Annotated in this window: 24 protein-coding genes; 8 read left to right on the top strand and 16 right to left on the bottom strand. The window is 48.7% G+C overall.

The features are described 5' to 3' along the window. Positions 1 to 2 precede the first annotated feature (2 nt). Together LCF57_RS17430 and LCF57_RS17425 are read right to left on the bottom strand one after the other, a co-directional pair. Positions 3 to 725, bottom strand: coding sequence for an ABC transporter permease (locus tag LCF57_RS17430; RefSeq protein ID WP_226001821.1), 723 nt, complete (start codon positions 723 to 725; stop codon positions 3 to 5). Beyond that, positions 722 to 1837 (bottom strand): ABC transporter ATP-binding protein, encoded by a 1116-nt coding sequence (locus LCF57_RS17425; RefSeq protein WP_226001883.1) that lies wholly within the window; start codon positions 1835 to 1837, stop codon positions 722 to 724. Before LCF57_RS17425 ends, LCF57_RS17430 begins: the two co-directional genes overlap by 4 nt. Positions 1838 to 2711: 874 nt before the next feature. Here LCF57_RS17425 and LCF57_RS17420 point away from each other — a divergent pair. The 4 genes from LCF57_RS17420 to LCF57_RS17405 all read left to right on the top strand — a co-directional run bounded on the left by LCF57_RS17420 (position 2712) and on the right by LCF57_RS17405 (position 7080). Next, positions 2712 to 3536, top strand: a complete 825-nt coding sequence (locus LCF57_RS17420) for an NTTRR-F1 domain (RefSeq protein ID WP_226001820.1) — start codon at positions 2712 to 2714, stop codon at positions 3534 to 3536. Positions 3537 to 3688: 152 nt separating this feature from the next. Further along, positions 3689 to 4780, top strand: a complete 1092-nt coding sequence (locus tag LCF57_RS17415) for a glycosyltransferase (protein WP_226001819.1) — start codon at positions 3689 to 3691, stop codon at positions 4778 to 4780. A gap of 57 nt (positions 4781 to 4837) precedes the next feature. Continuing rightward, positions 4838 to 5932, top strand: a complete 1095-nt coding sequence (locus LCF57_RS17410) for a glycosyltransferase (protein WP_226001818.1) — start codon at positions 4838 to 4840, stop codon at positions 5930 to 5932. A gap of 53 nt (positions 5933 to 5985) precedes the next feature. Then, positions 5986 to 7080, top strand: a complete 1095-nt coding sequence (locus LCF57_RS17405; protein ID WP_226001817.1) for a glycosyltransferase family 4 protein — start codon at positions 5986 to 5988, stop codon at positions 7078 to 7080. A gap of 179 nt (positions 7081 to 7259) precedes the next feature. On the opposite strand, the gene LCF57_RS17400 is transcribed toward LCF57_RS17405, so the two are convergent. Further along, on the bottom strand, positions 7260 to 9083 hold the full coding sequence (locus LCF57_RS17400; RefSeq protein WP_226001816.1) for a beta-glucoside-specific PTS transporter subunit IIABC: 1824 nt from the start codon (positions 9081 to 9083) through the stop codon (positions 7260 to 7262). 67 nt (positions 9084 to 9150) lie between these two features. Beyond that, positions 9151 to 10431, bottom strand: a complete 1281-nt coding sequence (locus LCF57_RS17395; RefSeq protein ID WP_226001815.1) for a DUF4038 domain-containing protein — start codon at positions 10429 to 10431, stop codon at positions 9151 to 9153. A 216-nt stretch (positions 10432 to 10647) separates the two neighbouring features. Here LCF57_RS17395 and LCF57_RS17390 point away from each other — a divergent pair, with 216 nt between their 5' ends. Beyond that, a complete protein-coding gene (locus tag LCF57_RS17390; protein WP_226001814.1) occupies positions 10648 to 11676 on the top strand; it encodes a LacI family DNA-binding transcriptional regulator in 1029 nt (342 codons plus the stop codon). 13 nt (positions 11677 to 11689) lie between these two features. Further along, on the top strand, positions 11690 to 11908 hold the full coding sequence (locus LCF57_RS17385; protein WP_226001813.1) for a DUF5316 family protein: 219 nt from the start codon (positions 11690 to 11692) through the stop codon (positions 11906 to 11908). A 13-nt stretch (positions 11909 to 11921) separates the two neighbouring features. On the opposite strand, the gene LCF57_RS17380 is transcribed toward LCF57_RS17385, so the two are convergent. The 6 genes from LCF57_RS17380 to LCF57_RS27620 form a co-directional block, all read right to left on the bottom strand. After that, positions 11922 to 12827, bottom strand: a complete 906-nt coding sequence (locus LCF57_RS17380) for an NAD(P)/FAD-dependent oxidoreductase (RefSeq protein ID WP_226001812.1) — start codon at positions 12825 to 12827, stop codon at positions 11922 to 11924. Between the two features lie 146 nt (positions 12828 to 12973). Further along, positions 12974 to 13372: an Rrf2 family transcriptional regulator gene (locus LCF57_RS17375; RefSeq protein WP_226001811.1), complete on the bottom strand. Its 399-nt coding sequence runs from the start codon at positions 13370 to 13372 to the stop codon at positions 12974 to 12976. A 175-nt stretch (positions 13373 to 13547) separates the two neighbouring features. Beyond that, positions 13548 to 14477 (bottom strand): NAD-dependent epimerase/dehydratase family protein, encoded by a 930-nt coding sequence (locus LCF57_RS17370; protein WP_226001810.1) that lies wholly within the window; start codon positions 14475 to 14477, stop codon positions 13548 to 13550. Between the two features lie 126 nt (positions 14478 to 14603). Then, positions 14604 to 15230, bottom strand: coding sequence for a DUF1796 family putative cysteine peptidase (locus LCF57_RS17365; RefSeq protein WP_226001809.1), 627 nt, complete (start codon positions 15228 to 15230; stop codon positions 14604 to 14606). Continuing rightward, positions 15223 to 15795 carry a papain-like cysteine peptidase gene (locus LCF57_RS17360; protein WP_264083668.1) on the bottom strand — a complete coding sequence of 191 codons (573 nt, stop codon included), beginning with the start codon at positions 15793 to 15795 and terminating at the stop codon, positions 15223 to 15225. Before LCF57_RS17360 ends, LCF57_RS17365 begins: the two co-directional genes overlap by 8 nt. Then, a complete protein-coding gene (locus tag LCF57_RS27620) occupies positions 15747 to 15869 on the bottom strand; it encodes a hypothetical protein (protein ID WP_264083667.1) in 123 nt (40 codons plus the stop codon). The genes LCF57_RS17360 and LCF57_RS27620 overlap by 49 nt, the downstream gene beginning before the upstream one ends. Positions 15870 to 15928: 59 nt before the next feature. Here LCF57_RS27620 and LCF57_RS17355 point away from each other — a divergent pair, with 59 nt between their 5' ends. After that, positions 15929 to 16321 carry a hypothetical protein gene (locus LCF57_RS17355; RefSeq protein ID WP_226001808.1) on the top strand — a complete coding sequence of 131 codons (393 nt, stop codon included), beginning with the start codon at positions 15929 to 15931 and terminating at the stop codon, positions 16319 to 16321. Positions 16322 to 16346: 25 nt separating this feature from the next. Next, positions 16347 to 16754: a hypothetical protein gene (locus LCF57_RS17350; RefSeq protein WP_226001807.1), complete on the top strand. Its 408-nt coding sequence runs from the start codon at positions 16347 to 16349 to the stop codon at positions 16752 to 16754. Here the strand turns inward: LCF57_RS17350 and LCF57_RS17345 are convergent. The 6 genes from LCF57_RS17345 to wecB are packed head-to-tail and all read right to left on the bottom strand — an operon-like array spanning position 16711 to position 22502. After that, complete coding sequence (locus LCF57_RS17345) at positions 16711 to 17841, bottom strand: glycosyltransferase family 2 protein (RefSeq protein ID WP_226001806.1); 1131 nt, start codon at positions 17839 to 17841, stop codon at positions 16711 to 16713. The genes LCF57_RS17350 and LCF57_RS17345 overlap by 44 nt on opposite strands. Before the next feature lie 58 nt (positions 17842 to 17899). Next, positions 17900 to 18619, bottom strand: a complete 720-nt coding sequence (locus tag LCF57_RS17340) for a glycosyltransferase (RefSeq protein WP_226001805.1) — start codon at positions 18617 to 18619, stop codon at positions 17900 to 17902. Further along, a complete protein-coding gene (locus tag LCF57_RS17335) occupies positions 18616 to 19620 on the bottom strand; it encodes an NAD-dependent epimerase/dehydratase family protein (protein ID WP_226001804.1) in 1005 nt (334 codons plus the stop codon). Before LCF57_RS17335 ends, LCF57_RS17340 begins: the two co-directional genes overlap by 4 nt. Beyond that, positions 19581 to 20435, bottom strand: coding sequence for a dTDP-4-dehydrorhamnose reductase family protein (locus tag LCF57_RS17330; RefSeq protein ID WP_226001803.1), 855 nt, complete (start codon positions 20433 to 20435; stop codon positions 19581 to 19583). The genes LCF57_RS17335 and LCF57_RS17330 overlap by 40 nt, the downstream gene beginning before the upstream one ends. After that, a complete protein-coding gene (locus tag LCF57_RS17325; RefSeq protein WP_226001802.1) occupies positions 20432 to 21418 on the bottom strand; it encodes a polysaccharide biosynthesis protein in 987 nt (328 codons plus the stop codon). Before LCF57_RS17325 ends, LCF57_RS17330 begins: the two co-directional genes overlap by 4 nt. Then, positions 21411 to 22502, bottom strand: coding sequence for a non-hydrolyzing UDP-N-acetylglucosamine 2-epimerase (wecB, locus tag LCF57_RS17320; protein WP_226001801.1), 1092 nt, complete (start codon positions 22500 to 22502; stop codon positions 21411 to 21413). Before wecB ends, LCF57_RS17325 begins: the two co-directional genes overlap by 8 nt. Between the last annotated feature and the right edge of the window lie 49 nt (positions 22503 to 22551).

The following is a 22551-nucleotide window of genomic DNA, read 5'->3' as shown; positions in this document are numbered from 1 at the left end:
GATCACCTCCACCGTTTCCGTTCGACTACTTGGATGCTAAACAGCAAAAAGAGTGCCGCCACTGTCACGTAATACATCACATCGGCTCCGTTCAGCAATCCTTTGGTGAAACTGTCAAACCGTGCGGTTAGTGAAAAAGGCTCCAGCCATTGCTGTACCGCCGCAGATGCGCCCGTTTGTCCACCAAACGAATCCAGCATCCAAAATACGAGTAAAATAATAAAGCTAACAACCGCCGACATCATCTGATGCTGTGAAAGCGTCGAAGCAAACAAGCCGATCGCCATCATGGATGCGCCAAGCAAAAACAGACCGATCACGGATGTAAGCACCACCGTCCAATCCAGCGATCCATAAAAGGACATCACCACCGGATACGCCAGACTGCACAGCACTAAAATCAACAACATGCCCAGCGACGCCAAAAATTTACCGATAATCATTTCTGTCACACTTACAGGTGAGGTTAGCAGCAGTTCATCTGTACCCTGCCTGAATTCCTCCGCGACCAACCGCATCGTGAGTAGTGGAACGACAAATACCAGCATGGACAGCGTATCACCAAGCACTAACCGATAGTCCAGAATACTGGGCTGATACAGGACAAAATTCGTATAAAAGAGTAACCCCGTCAGCAGCATGTACACTGCCAGCGCAAAATACGTCGTGGGTGTCCACAAATAGGCCTGTAGCTCTTTTTGACAGACCGCGAACAAACGCCTCATGACTGATTACCTCCTGTATCCTTGTCTTCTACGACCATGTTACCGCTGGATGCGGACTCTTCATGACCTACTTTAACGCCTGTGGATGCTGTATTCTCCGTGAAGGATACAGCATAAACTGCTTGATCGCCGACCTGACCTGCCCCCGTCTCGCGGGTCGTCAACTGCTGGAAGATATTTTCCAGACTAAGACTCTCTTTTTTCATCTCCAAAATCGGAAGCCTCGCATCAGACAACACATAAAACAGCTCTTCGCGAAAATCCTCACTGGAAGCTCCTGTTAGCAACACTCCAGTCAAATCCTGCTCTCTTGCAGTCCGCTTCATATCCGCATGAGACAGGGCAGATGCTAAAGGCTCGACCTCCACTTTTCCCCAAGCCTGCAGGACATCCAGCACCTGCTCACGTTTTCCTTTGACTTCCACCTTTACCTTAAATCCATCTTCCATCGAACCGCCGAGTGTATCAGGTCGCCCATCCAGCACCAATTCACCCTCATGGATGATAAGGACCCGATTGCATAAAGCGTCCACCTCAGGCAAAATATGCGTGCTGAGCAGTACCGTATGATTTTCACCAATCTCCTGAATAAGCTGACGAATCTCCAAAATCTGATTAGGATCCAAGCCTGAGGTCGGTTCATCCAGCACCAGCAAGTCCGGGTTATGGATCATCGCCCCCGCCAGTCCCAAACGTTGTTTATACCCTTTGGATAAACTGCGTACCAGTTGTTTTTCACGCCCGTTCAGCCCCAGCCGGGAAATCATTTCAGAAATACGCAGCTTCTGCTCTCGCGCAGGTACGTCCCGAATACTAGCTACAAATTTTAAATAGGATTGGACGGACATATCTCCATACAAAGGTGGAGTCTCCGGCAAATAACCGATTTTGGAACGAGCCTGTCTGCCCTTATCCTGAATCGGGATGCCGTCAATCGTAATTACTCCCTCATTCGGCTGGAGATACCCTGTAATCATGCGCATTGTTGTTGTTTTACCCGCACCATTCGGCCCCAAAAAACCGACAATTTCACCGCGCTGCATTTCAAAATCCAGCTTATGTACGCCCCGGTTGCCCTCATACCACTTGCTTACCTGTTGCACCTTGAGCACACGTTTCACCCTTTCTTTTATCGTATTACAAAATCTTACCGCCCTACCACGTGGCAAAAGAATCCCCACAATAACGTTCGAAAGCCCAAAGCCTTCGCGCAGCAGTCTTCCCCTACCTGCTCCCCTACCAAAATGTGCATGAGTAGCGGGTAGCAGCGGAGCGGAGGGGTTGGAGCTGGAGAAGCGCCAGCGGTCGCCTTTGCTGGAGGATTCTTACCTTTATATGTCTCATCTAATCCAAAGAATCCTACAGCAACAGCGATCGAAAGCCCAAAGCCTTCGCGCAGCGGTCTCCCCCTACCTGCTCCCCTACCAAAATGTGCATGAGTAGCGGGTAGCAGCGGAGCGGAGGGGTTGGAGCTGGAGAAGCGCCAGCGGTCGCCTTTGCTGGAGGATTCTTACCTTTATATGTCTCATCTAATCCAAAGAATCCTACAGCAACAGCGATCGAAAGCCCAAAGCCTTCGCGCAGCGGTCTCCCCCTACCTGCTCCCCTACCAAAATGTGCATGAGTAGCGGGTAGCAGCGGAGCGGAGGGGTTGGAGCTGGAGAAGCGCCAGCGGTCGCCTTTGCTGGAGGATTCTTACCTTTATATGTCTCATCTAATCCAAGAAGAATCCTACAGCAACAGCGATCGGAAGCCCAAAGCCTTCGCGCAGCGGTCTCCCCCTACCTCATGCTACACTTTTAAATTCTAATGATAATCCCACACATATAGCCTTAGCTTAACGTCACTTAAATAGAAGCTTAAAATAATGTGTCTAAAATGTGAACAGGAAAATAGGCTTTTATCCTCGTAAACTTGTACGGTTCGCCATATTATGGATTCGCATCTACTATCACTACAACGTATGAAGGGAATGTGCAAAAAGCGATGAGCGTATTGTTTACCAATCTAATCTCAAACGGTGACTTTGAAACCGGATCAACCCTTTTTTGGAGCTCTGTCAATGTGACCGTCACCAGCTTATCTGTCAAAAAGACCAACTTTTATAGTGCGATTCTGGCAGGAGGCGCGGTGGATGCATCTCTTTCCCAGGTCGTTTTAGCCGCTCCAGGCGAAAGCTATACATTAAGCCTTTCAGCTGCGAAAATTGGAAGCCAAATTAATCCCCAGCTCAACATTTTTCTATACTACTATGATGCTGCTTTTACCTTCCTTGGTACGGGGCTGACTACCTATTTGAGCGCAGGCACATTGCCTGACGCTATTAATGGAACATGGCAAAGCCTTTATGAAGTTACAGCTCCTGTTCCGCCAAACACAGCCTATGCTTTTTTGATTATTAGTAAAAATGCCTTTGCTAACACCGCTGATATAGCCATTGATTCCATTGCTCTTGTTAAAGCAAGCGCAGCTGGAGCCGTTGGACCAACCGGACCTGCCGGACCGACTGGAGCCACGGGCGCTACAGGCAACGCAGGCGTTACCGGACCTACCGGTGCTACGGGGGCCAAGGGAGACACGGGCGCTACCGGACCGACTGGGGCTACAGGGGCCACAGGCAACACGGGCGCTACCGGACCGACTGGGGCTACGGGCGCTACAGGCGACACGGGCGTTGCCGGACCGACTGGACCTACCGGACCGTTTGGCCTTGGATTTACAGGCCCAACCGGGCCTACGGGGGCCACAGGCGACACGGGTCCACAAGGGCCAACAGGTCCAACCGGACCTACGGGACCAACTGGGCTCTAACCTTCTTTTACGACCTCCTCATGGACTCAACCGATGTAACATACCCTGTTGACAAAGCTGGCTAGTACGTTCGGCTTAGTCATCCTTGCCCTGCCGTGATTACGGCAGGGCTTCTATAAATCAGAAATGACTTACAAAGGAGTGATGCTCCATTGATCAGTATCAGCCTGTGCATGATCGTCAAAAATGATCAGAACACTATCGGCCGCTGTCTTGAATCCGTGCATCATATCGTAGATGAAATTAACATTGTGGACACCGGTTCACAGGATCAAACCCTTGACATATGCCGCGCCTATACAGATCGAATTTTTCCGTTTGATTGGGTAGATCATTTTGCCCTTGCACGTAACTATTCGTTTGAGCAAGCTACACAGGAGTACATTCTCTGGCTTGATGCCAATGACATGTTAAAGGAACAAGACGCAAACAAGCTGCTTGAGCTAAGGCATAATCTTGATTCATCAGCCACACCTACCGTCGACTCGGTGTCTATGAAATATCACTATGCCTTCGATGATTATGGCAATGTCACACTGCATTTTCATCGAAACCGCTTGGTAAGACGTTCGGCAGGATTCCGTTGGTACGGAGCAGTACATGAGTATCTCACCGTAGATGGAAATATTCAACATGCCGATATAGCCATAACTCACACCAGAACACACACAGTCGCCCCAGGCCGAAATCTGCGAATTTACGAGAAGCAGCTCGCCCAAGGCAAAATCCTCTCTCCACGCGACCTCTATTATTACGCCAATGAGCTTAGGGACAATGGAAGGTATGAACAGGCAGTACAGGCTTATCAGGATTTTCTCGATACCGGACAATGTTGGATAGAGGACGCAATAAGTGCATGTAGCAAAATGGCCGACTGTCTGCAACAGCTTGGCAAGCTGGAGCAAAGTATCACTGCAGCTCTCCAAAGCTTGACCTTCGATACGCCCAGGCCAGACCTGTGCTGTCGAATAGGTCATTATTTTTTGCACAAAAATGAGATCACCAAAGCTATCTACTGGTACGATATGGCTACCGTTCTAACTCCCCCTGACACGATGGGCCCGGTACAGGAGCCGTATCACACTTGGTTTCCTCATATACAGCTATGCATTTGCCATTTTCGGCTGAAGGACTACACACGTGCGAATTGGCACAATGAGCAAGCTGCGACGTATGTCCCCAACGATCCGCATGTCCTGCACAATCGACAATTTTTCAGTTCAATCCTGCAGCCTCCCCAATAGGTGTGCCTCCCATACTTCACCATCATTTCTAAGTAAGTCAAAGGAGGAGCAAGCACAATGCAACAACCGAATCGGTACAAAATAGCTGTCTATGCCATCAGCAAAAATGAAGCCCGATTCGTCAAGCGCTGGATGAACTCCATGCGGGAAGCCGATATTGTCATTGTAGCGGATACCGGCTCTACAGACGATACCGTGTCCCTACTGCGCGAGGCGGGTGCAGATGTGCATTGCATTCACGTGGACCCTTGGCGCTTTGACGAGGCTCGTAATGAGTCCCTGCGATGGGTCCCCGATGATGTAGATATTTGTGTATGTACGGATCTGGATGAAATCTGGGAAGAGGGTTGGCGATCGCGATTGGAACGCCATTGGAAAGAAGGAACAACCCGAATGCTTTACGCCTTCACGCATGGGCAGCCCGGGCAAGATACCGCCTATACTTGGTTCTGGAAAGAAAAAATACACACTCGCCATGGCTACCGCTGGGTACGTCCAGTGCATGAGGTGCTTGAATATATCGGGGAAGACGAGGAACGCAGCATCCGGTCAGACCGGCTCTGCTTGTATCATGATCCCGATCCGCACAAGTCCCGCAGCCAATACCTTCCACTGCTGGAGCAGTCTGTGCGTGAGTTTCCCGAGGATGACCGCAACATGCATTACTTGGGACGGGAATATATGTACCATGGCCGTTGGGACGAATGCATCGCCACACTACAAAGACATCTCGCCATGCCGCAGGCGCGCTGGGCGGATGAACGCAGCGCTTCCATGCGCTTTATTTCCAGAGCTTATCAGGCAACTGAACAATGGCAAGAGGCTGAACGCTGGTTATACCGAGCCATTGCGGAAGCACCGCATTTACGTGAGCCTTTCACGGAAATGGCCCAGCTTGCCTATCGTACACGGAACTGGCCTGCCGTCTATCATATGGTCGAAGAGGCGCTGCGTATTACGACACGACCGGATACGTACATGCAGGAAAATTTTTGCTGGGACGCTACACTGTATGATCTTGGAGCCCTTGCTTGCTACGAGCTGGGCCTTCTGCACAAAGCCTGTGAATACGCAAAAGAAGCAACGGAGCGCTCCCCGGAGGATGCTCGGCTCAGCCATAATTATGCGCTGATTCATTCCAGGCTTCCATAGATACCCACACCCCGTCCTGTAGCTTGAATAACTTGGTATAGGGGGGCTTGCGATTGGCAAAGGAGGTTATGGAGATCAAAGTTCTATTCACTTTCTATATACCCAGCGGCGGCGTGGAAACTCTGAACCGCCAACGCTGTAAAGTGCTCATTCAGGACGGGATTGAATGTCACCTTCTCTATTATCAGCAAGGAACTGGGATGCAAAACCTGCACGGCGATATTCCGGTGTTCATGACTTCTTCCGAAGAAGAAATTCGAAAGCTGGTGGAGGTTCATCGCTACGATGCAATTATCGTCTCTTCCGATTATCCTATGCTCCCCAGACTGCGCATGTTAGGCTATCAGGGGATATTAATCTATGAATCGCAAGGTTTTGGCATACACAAAGAAGCGGCATTGGTAGTTGCGGATGCGGTTCCCTATCTTCAACAATATGCCGATGCCGTACTCCTGCCAGATACGACTCATTTAGTGAATCTATTCTCCAGCATGTGTCCGTGGCTTAAGCGTTACGTGTTTCCAAACGTTCTGGATACCAGCGTATTTAATTATGTACCTAACACTCCTCCGATCCATCCGGTCATTGCATGGGTTGGGCGGCTGGAGCCAAACAAGAACTGGAGGCATTTTGTCGATATCTCTTACTGGATGCTGCAAAACCGTGCGGATCTTCGTATTTGGATGTTTTATGATGATACCTTGTCTCAGCCAGAGGATAAAATACAATTTGAGAAGATGCTGGCTCAGCTCGGCATGTCCTCGATTATTGAGCGTTTTAAAAGCGTTCCTCATGCCAAAATGCCTCTGTATTACTCCATAATTGGCGACTCCGGCGGCTACCTGCTGTCGACTTCGCTGGTAGAGGGCTTCGGCTATGCGGTAGCTGAGGCGATGGCCTGCCGTTGCCCGGTATTAAGCTCTGATTCAGACGGAGTACGAGCATTCATTGATCACAACGAAACCGGTAAGTTTTACCAACAAGGAGACATCCTGCAGGCGGTATTGCAAGGGTTGGACCTGATGAACAACATACCTCATCGCGAATCCATCCGCCAAAAGGGGCAGGCACGAATCGTCAGCCTGTTGGCACCGGATAAATATGTGCGCTCCTTCCGGCAGATGATGAACTCGCTAGGTGTGAGGTAACTTCACTGCCGCCATCATCGGCACGAATTGCCGGGGAATCGCAATAAGCTCATTGCCTTTGAGCTTCCCTGGCGCTCCATATACATGCCCTTTCGATCTGACTCAGTCCATGTCCGCCGTGTTTTGAGTCAACGGAATGAGAGGTACTGCCTCGCATCGTTCTCTCCCACATTTGAAATCTATTTAATCTTTAATAAGTGGTCTCCGGCATGAACATCTTTCGTATTTTCCACTATGATATCCGTGTACACGGCTGTGTTGGTTACAATGATGGATGTAGTGATATCATATCCTTCGCTTACTATGGCTTCCTGGTCAAATTCAACCAGCTTGTCTCCCTTTTGAATCGTATCCCCTTCAGACACAAAAGAAGTGAAATGTTTGCCTTTCAGGCTCACGGTATTAATTCCGATGTGAATGAGCAGTTCGACGCCCTCTTCAGAGATAAGCCCAATGGCATGTTTGGTTTTGAAAACGGTAACAACAGTTCCGTTAAATGGCGCGTAGGCCACCCCGTCTTTCGGAATAACAGCAGCTCCCTGACCCATCGCACCACTGGAGAAAGCCTCATCATTTACAGCGGTTAAAGGGATCAATTCACCGTTTAGAGGACTGAATACCATTTTTTCCTCCTCTTTGCTTTCATCTGCAACCTTAATCTCAGGCGCAGGCTTGGCATTTTTATAGCCGAAAAGATAGGTCAGGATAAATCCAAGTACAAAAGCCACAACCAAAGAAATGATAAAACCGATGAAGCCTGCATCTATACCTTTGGGATTAATGAACAGAGGAATACCGAAAACGCCGCCTGAGGCAAAACCATATGCCGTTGATCCCAGTAGACCTGCTGTGGCTCCCGCTATACCTGCGGCAATGGAAGCTAAAATAAACGGCTTTTTGGCAGGTAGCGTAACCCCGTAAATCGCTGGTTCTGTAACTCCCATCAAACCCGCAATTGTAGCAGAAGTCGCAATAGGTTTTAATTTAGGGTCACGTGATTTTAAAGCAATGGCAAAAGCCGCACCGGTTTGCGCAAAAGTCGTACAGAACAACATCCCGTTAATCGGATCAAACCCGTTCGTAACTACATTATTCAGGAGAATTGGAATGAATGCCCAATGTAAACCGAATATAATGATGCCTTGCCAGAACCCGGCCAGAACGAGACCAGCTACAGCCGGACTTAACTGATAAATCCACATGGAGCCTTTAGCTAATCCATCGCTGACTATAGTTGCTATCGGCCCAACAACCAGAAAAACAATCGGTGATATGATAACCAAGGTCAGAAAAGGCACAATGAACATTTTAATGGAGGCAGGTGCATACTTGCTTATCATTTTTTCGACCTTAGCTGCCAAAAATGCTGCAATAATGATAGGTATAACAGAAGAAGTATAATTAATCAGAACGACAGGTATGGTCAAAAAGGACAGCGCCGTTTTATCCGTAAAGGCGGAAGTAATCGTCGGATACACCAAGGCGGCCCCCAAAACAGCAGACAGGTACGGGTTTCCTCCGAATTTTTTACCCGCTGAAAATCCTAGAATAACCGGAAAGAAATAGAACATAGCGTCTGCTGTCGCATATAAAATTTTATACGTACCCATCTGATCCGTCATCCAGCCCAGGGATGTGCATAAGGCCAACAGTCCTTTTAGAATCCCCACAGCGGCGAGCACACCAACAACGGGCATGAACACACCTGAGATCACATCGACAAATCGGCTGAATAAACCGGATTTCTCATTGTTTTGCTCTTCTTGACGCGCTTGATCCGGCTTTACTCCCATCGTCTCCAAAAGAGCTTCATATACCTTAGGGACCTCATTACCAATAACCACCTGGAATTGACCGCCGCTTTCTACGACAGTAATCACACCGTCAATCTGCTTGATTTGTTCCTTATCAGGTAATTGATGATCCTTCAGTTTGAATCTTAGCCGAGTCACACAGTGAATGACACTGTTTATATTTTCGTTTCCCCCCACCGAGTTTAGCACTTCTCTAGCCGTCTTCTTCTAATCCATCATGATCACTCCTTCTTGGATGCGCTTTCTATTTTCTTATTTATTTCGTTCCGATGATCACAACGTCACTTTCAAAACTATGCATGTCTATGACGGATTGATCAGCCTGGACATACACCTCCGTTTGTGCAAATCGTCTCTCCGCTAAATCAATGGTCGTAAACTTGTAGTCCTGCACGTTGATACTTAGTCGCACCTTCGTGTTAACCGGGATATACAAGACGATGGTATTCTCGTTCCCCGCAGCTCTGATCTCCTCTGTCTTGTTTAAAACAATATCCAACGGCTTCATACCGATCAGGTTATACATTTCAAACAAATATTTAATAAAGGAATAATCCCATGCGCCCTCAAAACGCAATGCCGTTCTCCAATCATAGGGACTATCAAAGCCCTCCCCTTCTACAATACCGAACTTCTTGCCTTTTTTATGCCAGCTCCAAATCCCGTGCGCTCCGTAGGTGATTCCCGCTCCCCCGCCCGCAAGAAGACTTTGCCATGCCGCCTTTCTGGCATCCAGTGCAGTGTATCTACCGTACACATTGCGGCTGTAACTGATCTGTTCATAGCAAGGTTCTCCATTGATAATGGGGCGTACTCCTGGCTTATGATAGAAGTGCTGCGCAATCTCGTGGGCTACATGTTGAAATTGGGAATTATGTCCTGATTGATACATATAAAATCCAAGACCCTTGTGTTTTTCAAAGATTTCAGGAATTTCCCTCAATCTTCCTTGGATATGCAGTGTAGTTAAGCTTGCCGGGCTTAATTGCTGTACCGTTTCCAGCGCCTTCAAATAGTACGCATTAGCACGTTCTTTAGGAAAATCAGTATCCCCGCTGATCAAATAAACAGGCTCGAACCGGGAATAGCGGTTTACAACATACGTTATATAGCTTTCAACGCAATCCAACGGCATTTTATTGTCCTTTTGGAACATTTCAGCCCACGTATCCGGTACATAGTTGCACCACAGCAGAACCAACGCTGGAATAAATCCGCGCTCTACAGCCATCTTTATCATGACTTCTGCCCGGTCAAAATAGGCCGCGTTTAATGTACGGTAGTCAAAATTTCCATTTTCCAGTAATGCAAACGGCTGTAGATTCAAATCCGCTTCACTTGCATCCCATTGGCGGAGCATGTTGATTTGCAAAACGTTGAATCCCTGCATCTTTCGATAATCCAGGTAATCGCTCCACTCTTCAATCGTCGCGTTGGTAAAAGCGCTCCAGACGGTGTCTGCCAAGTAAAAGAAAGGCTTGCCCTCTTTTACAAAACTTCTTTGATTTTCAGCAATGCTTAATCTCAAATAAATCATCCTTTCTTACATAAACAAAACTAAATTACAATACGAATTTATATGATATTGTATAAAATAAACTAAATTAAAGCGTTAACAATTGAATATTAACACTATAAACCCTAAAAGGTCAACTCATTTTTCATATCGTTTGTTTAGTTTAATTTATAAACTAAACTTTATCGTATAGTCATGATATAATTTATATAGTTTAGTCAAATGGGAGGTTCCACGTTGAAAATTGATGATATTGCAAAGCTTGCCGGTGTTTCAAAATCGGCCGTCTCTCTTGCGTTTAATAACAAACCCGGTGTTAGCGAAGAAACCAAGGAGCATATTTTAAAAATTGCCCACGAGCATGGATATAGACCACGGACCATGAAGTCCAATAAGGAATTTACTAAAAGTCACCATGTCATTCGTTTTGTTGCATGCAAAAATACAGGCATCGTGACCGAGCAATACGAATCACTTCCATTTTTCAATGAGTTAATTCATCATATTACCAATCAGGTGAGAAACCATGGAAACACTCTTATTTTTTCGTCTTTTGATAGTCATAGCCTTGAAGAGGAATTGTCTGCCCTGGAAAAGGAACAGCCCTCCTCAGGAGTGCTTCTGCTGGGTACCAATTTAACTTCCGAGATTATTCATTCTATACAATCCATTCATGCCAATATCGTTATTTTGGATACTTGCTTTGAACACATCGACGCCAGTTTTGTATCCATTAATAACTACCTTGGCGGGTATCAGGCAGGCCAATATTTAATTCAGTCTGGACACAGACAAATAGGATACGTGCAATCCAGTACCAGAATCCTTAACTTTAACAAACGAAAGGAAGGATTTGTGGCGGCTTTAGAGAAACATGATCTTTCCATAGATGATAGACTTACCTTTAATATGCACCCCATGCTTGTGATGTCACAGGATTCTTTTAAAACGGCTATCCAAGAATTAACGGAGCTTCCTTCGGCCCTATTTTGCGAAAATGATTACATGGCGATTAGTGCCATTAAAACATTTCAGGAGATGAATATTCGAGTACCTGAGCAAATTTCCGTTATGGGGTTTGATAATATTCATGAGGCCAAGGTCATCAGCCCTGAACTAACTACCATTCATGTAAAAAAGGATGTTTTGGCTCAGACAGCTGTAAACTTGCTGATGGAGAAGCTCAATCAAAATCAAGAGCATCATATGCAGGTACTGGTGAATACCGAGGTCATTGAGCGGAAATCTTGTTTAGCCTCTCAATAAAGGAGGGTACGTTATGATTCATGATTATGTATGGCGGGCAGGCGCTGCCTGTATGATACTCGCTATTATATTAAGTGGAACAGGAGTTAGTGGTGATCGCATGCGTGCCAACTACTATACGGAGCAGGCATGCGATCCTGAGGGGAAAGATCGGAAGAGCAGATGGAAATGGTCCTTCATATTTATGATCATTGGTTTAATATTGCTGGCTATATCTTTGATTCTAGAATAGAAAGGACCAGAATTTATCCGAAATCTTCATCCGTCAGATCCATATTTACGCTCGTGGCGGTTCGACTGCCGTCGGCTGCGGCAAAAATCAATTGAGAAGGCATAAAGTACGAAGAATCGCCCGCGGCGTATACACCAGGTATGGAGGTTCTTCCCGCCCCATCGGTCTTGATCCCGCCCGACTCCGTCCTTTCACAGCCCAATTGTTCTCCAAACGATGCAGTTTGTACCAACTGAGGTGTCACGAAGCCGCCGACCCTCGGGAGCTTAGTACCGTCCGTAAAACGAACATGCTCAAGCTGGCCATGCTGGCCAATGAAAGCCGCAACAGGCTGCTCCATCACCACAATTCCCTTGGACTGAAGCCGTTCTTTTTGCTCATCCGACAAGGATGCCTGTCCATTGGTGCATACCACCAAATCCTGACTCCAATTGAGGAGCAGCTTGGCCGTATGATAGACAGCTGGCAATTCAGAGACGAGGACAAGCGGTTGATCCCGTAGCTCCCAGCCGTCGCAATAAGGGCAATTAAACAAACTTTTCCCGTATAACGGATAAAAGCCTTTGATCTCGGGGAATATCTCCTTCAGCCCTGTCGCCAGGATCAGTTTTCGCCCTTGGACGCGAATGCCTGACGAATCAAGCACATCAAATCGACCGGATTCGATTTTGGCAATCGAAACCACCTCTGTTGGCAAATGATCCACAGACGGATAGCGCTGTACCTCCTCATAAGCAACACGACGAAACTCGGCCGGCGTTACGCCATCTCTCGTAATAAAGCCGTGTGACGCATGCGTTACAGCATTTCTGGGCCGATTGTTGTCCATCAAAGCCACGTTTCTCCTTGCTCTGCCAAGCACAAGGGCTGCATTCAGCCCGGCAGGTCCTCCACCAATAATGACGCAATCATACAGCATAACACCCAACCCCTTTTAAAAGATATTAAAGATTTATTATATCTGTTATTAGATTAAAAAAAGTTTATTATAATTATGGCTATATAAGCATGGCACCACCCTCTTTCTTTTAATATAAAGTCCTTCTAATATTAAACCCCTCGGCCTTAACCCTGCGTATGCTTGTGGGCCAGATCAACCAATTTTGCATTTTTTAGATGACGTTCCATTTTCTCCTCCGCATCCCTCATGACAGCTTGAATCAAGCATTCAGAACCGTGGGCAAAATCACAATCAAACAAGGAATTCGTACCCTCAATAGCATGGATTATATCCAAAAAGGTAATATCATCCTTATTGCGGGATAGACGATAGCCTCCATTGGCTCCGGAAACTGACTCGATCATGCCAGCTTTTACAAGTCTGGTCAAAATTTTTGAAAGATAGGTTGGTGACACGTTCTGGGATTCGGCCAACTGCTGAACACCTACCGGCTTAACCGACGAATCGGCAACAAGCATGAGCATCGTGTGCAGAGCATAATTCGTTGCCTTTGTAAATTTCATAACTACACCTCAATTAAAGACTTATTGTATCTATAATAGCTCCCAATCTACTGATAGTCAACCTATCCGCGATTAAGAAACACTCGTCTGTCATCAATCTGAATAAACCGTATATATAATTAAAAAGGGGCTGAGTCTCATCACTCTGCCCCTCCCTGATTCGCGCGCTCTATCACTACGTTCCTTCTTTTCCTGAATCCATGCTGCTCGTATACGTTTCCTTTAAACCAGCAGAGATGCCGTATAGCGGTTCCCAACGAAGCCAATGTCTGGCGACCGCGTTACTAAGGCAGCTATGGTGAATGTCTCCCGCCCGCGCAGGTGAATATACGGGGCGGACGGCCGAACCGTGCAGCTTTAGTAAATCATAGGCCAGTCGATTGATGGATGTCGTTCGTCCCGTACTTACATGTACCGTGCGTTGATCCGCAGCACGTATAGCCGCCACATTCGCTCTGACTACATCCTTGACGTACACAAAGTCGCGGGTCTGTGTTCCGTCGCCGTGAATGAGCAAGGGACTGCCTTTTTTCAGCCGTTCCATAAAAAGAGCAACTACGCCGCCCTCTCCCTTCGGCGCCTGACCGGGACCATACACATTTCCGTAACGCAAAATCGTGTAGTTCATGCCATACAGTCGATAAAAAAGCCGAATATACGACTCTGCGGTCAGCTTGGACAGCCCGTAGCCCGAGATCGGCTCCGTGGGATCGTCTTCCTGGATACATTGCTTTTCCAGCTCTCCGTATACGCCGGATGTAGACGCAAATATAAGTTTGGCTACACCGGCTTCATGACAAGCCTGCAACAGATGAATCGTCCCCAACACATTCACATCCGCATCCTCATCTGGTTGATGAATGGAATGCTGTACATCAGCCTGTGCCGCCAAGTGAAACACAATATCCGGGCTTTCTCGAATCAGCAGCGTCCGGGTTTCAGAGCTGCGAATATCCGCTATATGCATGACCGCGCGCGGGTCCACATTTGCGACATTCCCGGTCGACATATTATCCAGCACATGCACTCGGATGCCCGAATCAGCAAGCGCACGCACCAGATGGGAACCGATAAATCCGGCCCCCCCAGTGACCAAAGCCTTCACTAGCGCACCCTCCTTTTAAACCGAAGCCAAAGTCTTCCTTTCGCATTATGTTATGCGACGTTCTATAGCTTGGCGCAGGCACATGTACAGACAGTAAAGACAATCTAAGCTGTATTATCCGGAACCTCAGACCTTTAGCCTGAGGTTTTCCAGCATATAACACCACAGTTCATCCTGACCGTTCCATATATCCTCAGGCGGCAGCGCCACTGAAACTACCCGCTCCAGCCCCCAATCCAGCTCTGTCACACCTTCAGTTCCTGTATAATCCACGTGTAGCAGACGAAAATCATGTGTAATCATCTGTGACAACACATCGTGTAGCTCTATCACCTGCTCCCGGTTGCCCCCCACACGAACCAGCAGCAGACGGGACGCAAGCGCGAATTTCTCCAGTAGCCGTGTGATACGGCGATCAAGCGTCGTTTTGAATGCAGGATAGGAGGTCAGATGCTCCGATGTATTTTCGGTCACGGGAAAACGGTGTGCCGCTGTAATGTCGTATGACGCATCCTCGACCATGTAATTTTGCCCTCCGTAATCATGCCCTGTGACACGGAGGCTGGCATAATCCATAAATCCGGCAAAACGGGTGTTCAGCAAGCGACTGATCTGCGACAAATTACCGGAGATCATCCAATCCAGCGGCCCGGCATACGGACGCAGTCCGTTTTTATCCAGCTGAATGGAAGGCAAGCAATGTCCTCCTAGGCTGAATATAGCGTCATAATCCCCCTGCAATCGCTCAAGCACGACGCCCTCCCCTTTCCGAAGACAAAGACATCCCCTTAAAAAGGGCCCGCCAATGCGGATCACTTTTGTAATTCCATACATCAGCAAAAGGCATTTCCACTGCGCATACATTCGGAAGCTGCCAGTCCACTTCGGTCAACTCCGTTACACCGGAGCAGTTAACGATGAGCAAGCGAAATTCATGTGCCACCATGCCAGATAAGATACGCTCCAATTCCACTACTTCTTCATAGGTTCCCAGCATACGGACGAACAAGCTGCGCTGTGCCATCTGCGTTTTTGCAAAAAAACGTTCAATCCGACGATCTATCCTCTCTCTGAACTCCGAATAGGTTGCCAAATCGGAAGACGTATTGCGCTCCTGTGGAAAATCATGTACCGAAATCACGTTATAAGCGATATCTCTGACCATATAATTCAGTTGGCTCGTACCAACGACACTTAAATTAGGCAAATCCATAAATCCGGCAAACCGATTTTCAAGCAAACGGTTCACATCGGACAGCGTGTCAGACATCATCCAGTCCAGCACCCCGGCAAACGGCCGCAAGCGGTTCTTTTCCAATTGAATGGCAGGTGTGCAATTTGCCCCAGACTGAAGACCGCCTCATATTCTCCTGCCAGCTGTGCGAGTCTCATAGCCGTGCCTCCTTTTATATACGCCCTTCCCTCATGGCTCTCTCCTTCGTCTGTCGAAAATGGAGCCTTTAGGCCGCAAATTGTTCCACACTACATTACATGATATGTCCGTGTTTGTCCTATCTGTCGATCATCATCTCGCTAATCTCAGCGACCCTACACAATCCTGCCATGTTACCTTGTTCAATCGTGAAAAAAGAGCCGTTGATGTATTGCTGGATATCGGAAATGAGAGTGGCATTTTCCGGCGACAGCTTCTTCGTTTGAGCCCTTCTCCCGAAGCCGGCTCCGTACTGCAGCTCACGGATATGGAGACAGCCCAAAATCCTTTTTACCTACGAATGATCACGAGTATTTACAACCCGGAGACACTATTTATATTGGCGGAATTTGTGCAGAACGGGAACGTAGTCGCTAAGCGTACAGTCAATCATTTTACCGTGACGCCTTGAAGCACGGACAGAGGAGGAAGAATGCATGTTAAAGTATTCGGTAGAAAACAAAGCCGAGGCAGGCACACATGCCCTGCCTTTTCAGGTCACCGAACAGGAAAGCGTGCTCTCTACGTTAATCATTCCGGCAGGTGAGTCTGATGGGCGTATTGTCGTTGAAGTGTCGTTGGCATGGGAAAATCCGCTGCTCAACTGGGATATCGGAGAGCTGGATATCCGGCTGCGCCGCAACGACGTACAGGGGCCCTTATTGGATTGGCTGCAGGATTCCTGCTATCAGGAGGGCTTTGCCGAGTTAAGGTATGAGGAATCGGGCAAACAGACAGAGGCTTATGTATATTGCCTAACCGTGCAATCGGCTAACCGACGGGCTGTTGTTACAGGACCGCTCATGATCCGAGGCTCGGTTTATAATAACTCCGACGAAACATGAGCTGAAATAAACGAAAGGCAGGTGTAGCCTGGAGTGGGCGAAGCAAATCCGTCAAATACAGCAAATCAGTTACAGCAGTATACGGTTTGACACCGAAGCATACAACAAAGCGGGTCACCGTTTCCCCTATGGCCTGAACCAGTGCATCCTTGACAGAATAGTGCGGTCTTGGTGTTACGATTAGACGAGGATCTTGCATCAGGGACAGGAAAAAGGCAGCTCCCTGTTCCGGCGTCAAATCCAGCAACCGAATCATGCAATTGCTGTAATGCTGCTCTAGCAGGTTATCCAGTAACGGTTCGGCTTGAGTCATATCTGTGACGGGCATTAAAATGGTCATTTCAAGCGGGATGCACCGACGTGCTCTCGCCTCATACTTGGCGATTTGAAATGTGTGCCGCCAGCGTCGGTGTTCCTCCTGGCTGTGCAAGCTGGCCGATACGCTAAAAGCAGAATTCACCCGGTAATCCATCAGGATCTCCGGGATGAATTTCATGCTGCACGTCTCGGTCAGCCGCAGCCAGTAATCATAATCCTCCACGGGTTGTAGCCGATAGCCGCCGATCTTACGGGCATATTGGCTTTTGTACATAAATGAAACCCCGACAATGCTGGCATTCAGTAATTCATGATGCGGCTGGCTTTGATATCGGATCAGGGCTTGTTGGTGCTGCTCGTCATACAGCGGGTTCCCTCCGGCGTCAACCTGGCGGAAGGTAGAGAACACAAGACCAAGCGAGTCCGACCCCTGCTCCAGCTCCTGTCGCAATCGTTCTATAAAGGAAGGGTAATATACATTATCACTCGACACCCAGGTTACATATGTGATAGCAGGATCTTTCAACAACTCATCGAAGCCCCGATTGAGGGCATTGGAGACCCCTTTGTTCTCGGGAAGTGTAATCAACTGAACGCGCGGGTCCCCCCCTGCTGCATGGAGCGCCGGTCCCACCATGTCCGGCGCTCCGTCAATAACGATGATGAAACGAAACGCTTCGTAGCTCTGGGCCAGTACGGACGAAATCGCAGCTTGTAGATAACCGATATCCTGTTTGTAAAGCGGCATAACAATCCCCGTATCGCTCATCTCAATCCCCCCTGACATACTTTCCGGGTTCATGTGGTTCTCTAATGAGAAAGCCATTCTACGTAGAAGACAGACCGCTCAATAGCTGATTGAAGCGATCCTGATAACGTGCCTGGGTGATGCGGTATTCCCGCTCAACGTCTGGCCAATGCTTTTTGGTCCCCATTTCATCATGCCAGCGATAATTAACCAGCGACTCATTCAGAAAAGGAAATGGATATCCCGCCAGCATCACTCGGTACCACATATCCAGATCATGGGTATACGGCAGCAATTCATCGAACAGACCGACATGTGAGAACAGCTCCTTTTTAAACATGACCGTGCATCCATTAACCGGATTTCCCTGCTGGAAAAAACGATAAAACTCCGTCAGGGACGGAAATACGGCTGCTGCCTGATAGCTTGTGATTTGGCTGTATTGATTGATGAAATTGAAATTAGTGTGAGAGATATGAGCGCCATGTTCAGTCATAAAAGAAACCTGGTTATTAATTTTGTCTCTATGGTAGGTATCGTCAGAGCTGAGCCACGCAATATATTCACCGCTGGCATGCCTGATACCATGATTCAGTGCGCTGGCTGTTCCACCGTTGGATTTGCCCAAATAATCTATATATGGAAGATAGGGCTGAAGCAATTCGGAATGTGTCGTGGACCCATCATCGACGACAATAATCTCAAGCGGTCCATAGGTTTGCTCCAATGCGCTTTGCAAAGCCTGAGCCACATATGCACAGTTATAAAAGGGAATGACAATCGTTACTTTCGGTCTCATATCGTTTCTTCCTTTCCAGCTCGGCGGTATTGAATCATATCCTCTAGTGATTGCCCCAGCTGTATGGTCGGCTTCCAGCCCATGTCCTCCAGCTCCTTTGCACGGTATGCCTGCGTGACGGCAGACTCCGCTGCATCCCCCCATTGTATGGGGACAGATGTATTCGCCAGTGCAACCATACGTTCCACGATATTGCCCAGCTCTACAATGCTGCCTGTGCAGACCGGGTAAATGCGGCCCGGCACACCTCGCTCCAGCAGCACACCGTATGCACGAACAGCGTCACGGACGTCGAGAAAATCACGCTGCGCATGTCGGGAAGATACCCGGAACGGGGCAGGGGCAGCTTCAGTTACCGACTGTCCTTTCATACGTTCGGTCCGAACGATATACCCCGCCAGTAATGCGCAAAAGCCGGTCGAGGGACCCGGGCCAATCAAGTTGCAAGGCTCCGCCAGCATAACGGATTGATCGAACAGCGCCCCCCACGACAGCGCGACTGCCTCTTGAAGGCTTTTGCTGAGACTGTACGGGTGCGTAGGATGATACGGAGTCTGCAAAGCCGTCTTTAGCCGAGAGCCCGCTACAACAATTCGAGCTTTTGGGAATGGGCGCAGTACATCCAGCAAATACAATGTGGACAGTACATTGGATTCCATATACAGCAGTGGACTTTGCCATGATTCAGGCACGGAGTTTTTACCGCCCAGATGAAGCACATAATCTGGAGCAATCTGGCGAATGACTTCGCCAAGACGTTTCTTGTCGAGCAAATCGCACACATAAGGCGTGATACAGACCTGAGTGCCGACATCCGGACTGAGGTTCTCATCATCACCAGCCAGTGAGGTCAGCTTTGATGCGGAAGCGACAGTACGAGTCAGCGCCGCCACCTCCCAGCCGAGCTTTGCAAAATAGCGGCAGGCATGCATCCCGGTATAGCCCGCCGCTCCGGTAATGACTATGACAGGTCGACGTGGTTCCGCTGTGCTTCTGTCCATTCCAGCAGCTCCTTCAGCATGATGCTGTAGTGAGGAACATCGTAGAGCAGATCGGCCCGGGTAGAACGAAGCGTCCGATCCTGCACCGGCTCATCTTTCGGCACGATCCGAATATCCTCCCTCTTCCAGATGTCTTTGAACAGCAACAGCAAATCATGCTTGCTGATCGGTTCAGGGTGAATCAGATGAATGAGCCCATCCAGCGGCTCATTCATAAGCACCCGTATCGCTTTAGCCAATTCCAGTGTTGTGATCCCGTTCCAAAAAACACGGCGATACCCGTCAACATCTCCGCTCTGCTGCAAAAACCAGTGCAGCAGACCAATGCCTCCCGTCCGAATTTCCGGACCGATAATGGAGGTGCGAATGGTCAGATGCCCTGCCGTCTTTACTTCTCCGAGTATTTTCGTCACAGCATAGGCGCTTGTCCCATCAGGCTGATCCGTCTCCTTGTATAAACCAGGAACCCGCTTTCCTTCGAATACGCAATCCGTGCTGATATGAATGAGACGGGCACCGATGCTGTCCGCCGTCCGCCGAAGAAGATGCGGCAGCAGCCCATTGATTTGGTATGCTGTAATCTGATCCTCCCCGGCATACTGATTCAGTACGCCCACCGCGTTAATGATGACGTCTGGCCGCACACTCCGCACCAATTGCTCCACCATAAAGCTGTCCCTTACATCCAGCAGCAGACCGCCTTTATTTTTGGGATCACGGGTGGTATAGAAGACGTTATACCCGCCCTGGTGTTGAAAGTAATCAACCAGGACATGGCCTGCCATGCCATTACCGCCCAAAACAAGCAGCTTCATTTAATGAACCCCCCGCTCTGGAGGATGCTTCGAATTTCCTCTTTTGACATCAGATTGAACTCCGAGCTAAAGCTGCTGAATGACACCGGAGGGCACTGACTATAGCGGTCTTTTAATTGAGGAATGTTTAGTGTTGGGAGAATGACTAAATATTGCTCGTCATACACAACCGTCGTCAGGCTTTCGAAATCACTCATCAAAATCTCATGAATCTTCTCGCCGGGACGGACACCTTGTTCTACAATTTCTACGTTTTCCACGCCCGAATCCTCAATGAGTACCTCAGCCAGATCCACAATACGGCAGGTTGGCATGGTCATGATAAAAATTTCCCCGCCGACGCTTTCCACCGAGGCTTTGAACAGGAGACTGATTGCATCACGCAGGGTCAGGAAAAAGCGGGTCATTTTCATATCTGTAATCGAAACCTTGCCCTTTTGGCGAATCTGGCTTTGAAACAGATGCACCACGCTACCGTTTGTGCCCAATACATTACCGCCACGCACCGTCACAAACCGCGTATCACTATTCAGCAGATTGGCGTAGACAATCAGTTTTTCTCCAATCGCCTTGGTCATGCCGTAAAAATTGGACGGATTAGCGGCCTTGTCAGTCGATATATAAATGACTTTTTTCACCTCATTGGCAACAGCGGCCTCGATCACGTTTTGGGTGCCTACGACATTGGTCTTGAGTGCTTCATAGGGCTGATCCTCGCAGACAGGCACGTGCTTGAGGGCCGCCAGATGAAACACATAGTCCACACCCTGACAAGCGGTAATCAGCGCCTCCTTATCCCGAATATCCCCAATACAGAAGCTGAGTCGTTCATCCTCAAACTGTCTGCTCATGGCAACCTGGCTCGATTCTCCGCGTGAATAGATAATGACCTCTTTGGGGTTACGCGGCAGTAGCTGGGTAACCAGCTCATGCCCCCAAGAGCCGGTACCGCCGGTAACCAAGATACGTTGGTTTTCAAACATGCCGTTTCCCTCCAAGCAGAAATTTAACTACTTTATCCGACACATCTTCCGCCAGATAGCCTGCGGGACACTGCCATTTATGCTGCATCCCGGTCATTAAGGCTACCGCGTTCGCTATAACCTCGCCGTCGAGTCCAGATACGATATTGCTGCCGCAATCTACCGTTTCCGGCCGTTCTGTCGTCCGGCGCATCGTGACCGTCGGCACGCCCATGACGCAGCATTCCTCCTGTACGGTACCGCTGTCCGTCAAAGCACAGCGGGTATGCCGCTCCAGCAAGACGAAGTCAAAAAATCCGAACGGTTCGTGGAATTCTACCAGCGGATCAAGCCGGGTCGGCGGATGGCTTGCGATCCGGGCGGCGGTGCGAGGATGAATGCTGCAAATGACCCGCTGCCCGAATTGCCGGGCTACCCGGTTAAGACCATCCAAAATAGCCAGCAAATGCGGCGGATGGTCGACATTTTCAGCTCTGTGGGCAGTAACCAGGAAGTATTCCCCCGGCGACAGTCCGAGCTTATTCAAAATGTCGCTGCCAGACACCTCTTTCTCATAATGCTGCATCACTTCGTAGATCGGATTCCCAGTCAGTATAATTCGTTGACTCGGAAAACCCTCCCGTATGAGATGCTGCTTGCTTTGCTCCGTATACGGCATATTGATCGTAGAAATGGCGTCAATGACACGGCGGTTCTTCTCCTCCGGCACATCCAGGTCATAGCAGCGGTTTCCCGCCTCCATATGCACGACCGGGTAGCCCATACGTTCCGCAAGCAAGGCACATAAAGCACTATTCGTATCACCTAGCAGTAGCACATGATCCGGGCGTTCCTTGTTTAAAATCTCCTCCATCTGCGAATACATCGCAGACAGCTGTTTGCCCAGCGTTCCCGCCTTCTCCTGAAGTACATAATCCGGGGCGCGCAGACCCAACTCGCGGAAGAATTGCCCGCTCAGGCTTTCGGTGTAATTTTGGCCCGTATGCACAAGCACATGTTCATCTGCATGTCGGTCCAGCTTTGGAATGATTAGGCTGAGCCGTATAATTTCCGGTCTTGTGCCGAGCACGGTCAATATTTTCATAGTTTTGGAACCCACCTTTGCTGTCGTTGTTTCACTAAGCTGTGGAGTT

The organism is Paenibacillus sp. BJ-4, from assembly GCF_020404765.1.
Taxonomy (GTDB): Bacteria; Bacillota; Bacilli; order Paenibacillales; family Paenibacillaceae; genus Paenibacillus.
This window is presented reverse-complemented; position numbering and strand designations above follow the sequence as displayed.

Bases quoted from the DNA above. Each gene is read 5' to 3' on its own strand.
- LCF57_RS17335 (WP_226001804.1), bottom strand. From the start codon at position 19,620: ATGGACAGAAGCACAGCGGAACCACGTCGACCTGTCATAGTCATTACC.
- LCF57_RS17355 (WP_226001808.1), top strand. From the start codon at position 15,929: ATGGAGCCTTTAGGCCGCAAATTGTTCCACACTACATTACATGATATG.
- LCF57_RS17375 (WP_226001811.1), bottom strand. From the start codon at position 13,372: ATGAAATTTACAAAGGCAACGAATTATGCTCTGCACACGATGCTCATG.
- LCF57_RS17410 (WP_226001818.1), top strand. From the start codon at position 4,838: ATGCAACAACCGAATCGGTACAAAATAGCTGTCTATGCCATCAGCAAA.
- LCF57_RS17385 (WP_226001813.1), top strand. From the start codon at position 11,690: ATGATTCATGATTATGTATGGCGGGCAGGCGCTGCCTGTATGATACTC.
- LCF57_RS17395 (WP_226001815.1), bottom strand. From the start codon at position 10,431: ATGATTTATTTGAGATTAAGCATTGCTGAAAATCAAAGAAGTTTTGTA.
- LCF57_RS17350 (WP_226001807.1), top strand. From the start codon at position 16,347: ATGTTAAAGTATTCGGTAGAAAACAAAGCCGAGGCAGGCACACATGCC.
- LCF57_RS17345 (WP_226001806.1), bottom strand. From the start codon at position 17,841: ATGAGCGATACGGGGATTGTTATGCCGCTTTACAAACAGGATATCGGT.
- LCF57_RS17380 (WP_226001812.1), bottom strand. From the start codon at position 12,827: ATGCTGTATGATTGCGTCATTATTGGTGGAGGACCTGCCGGGCTGAAT.
- LCF57_RS17325 (WP_226001802.1), bottom strand. From the start codon at position 21,418: ATGTTTGAAAACCAACGTATCTTGGTTACCGGCGGTACCGGCTCTTGG.
- LCF57_RS17420 (WP_226001820.1), top strand. From the start codon at position 2,712: ATGAGCGTATTGTTTACCAATCTAATCTCAAACGGTGACTTTGAAACC.
- LCF57_RS17340 (WP_226001805.1), bottom strand. From the start codon at position 18,619: ATGAGACCGAAAGTAACGATTGTCATTCCCTTTTATAACTGTGCATAT.
- LCF57_RS17330 (WP_226001803.1), bottom strand. From the start codon at position 20,435: ATGAAGCTGCTTGTTTTGGGCGGTAATGGCATGGCAGGCCATGTCCTG.
- LCF57_RS17430 (WP_226001821.1), bottom strand. From the start codon at position 725: ATGAGGCGTTTGTTCGCGGTCTGTCAAAAAGAGCTACAGGCCTATTTG.
- LCF57_RS27620 (WP_264083667.1), bottom strand. From the start codon at position 15,869: ATGAGACTCGCACAGCTGGCAGGAGAATATGAGGCGGTCTTCAGTCTG.
- wecB (WP_226001801.1), bottom strand. From the start codon at position 22,502: ATGAAAATATTGACCGTGCTCGGCACAAGACCGGAAATTATACGGCTC.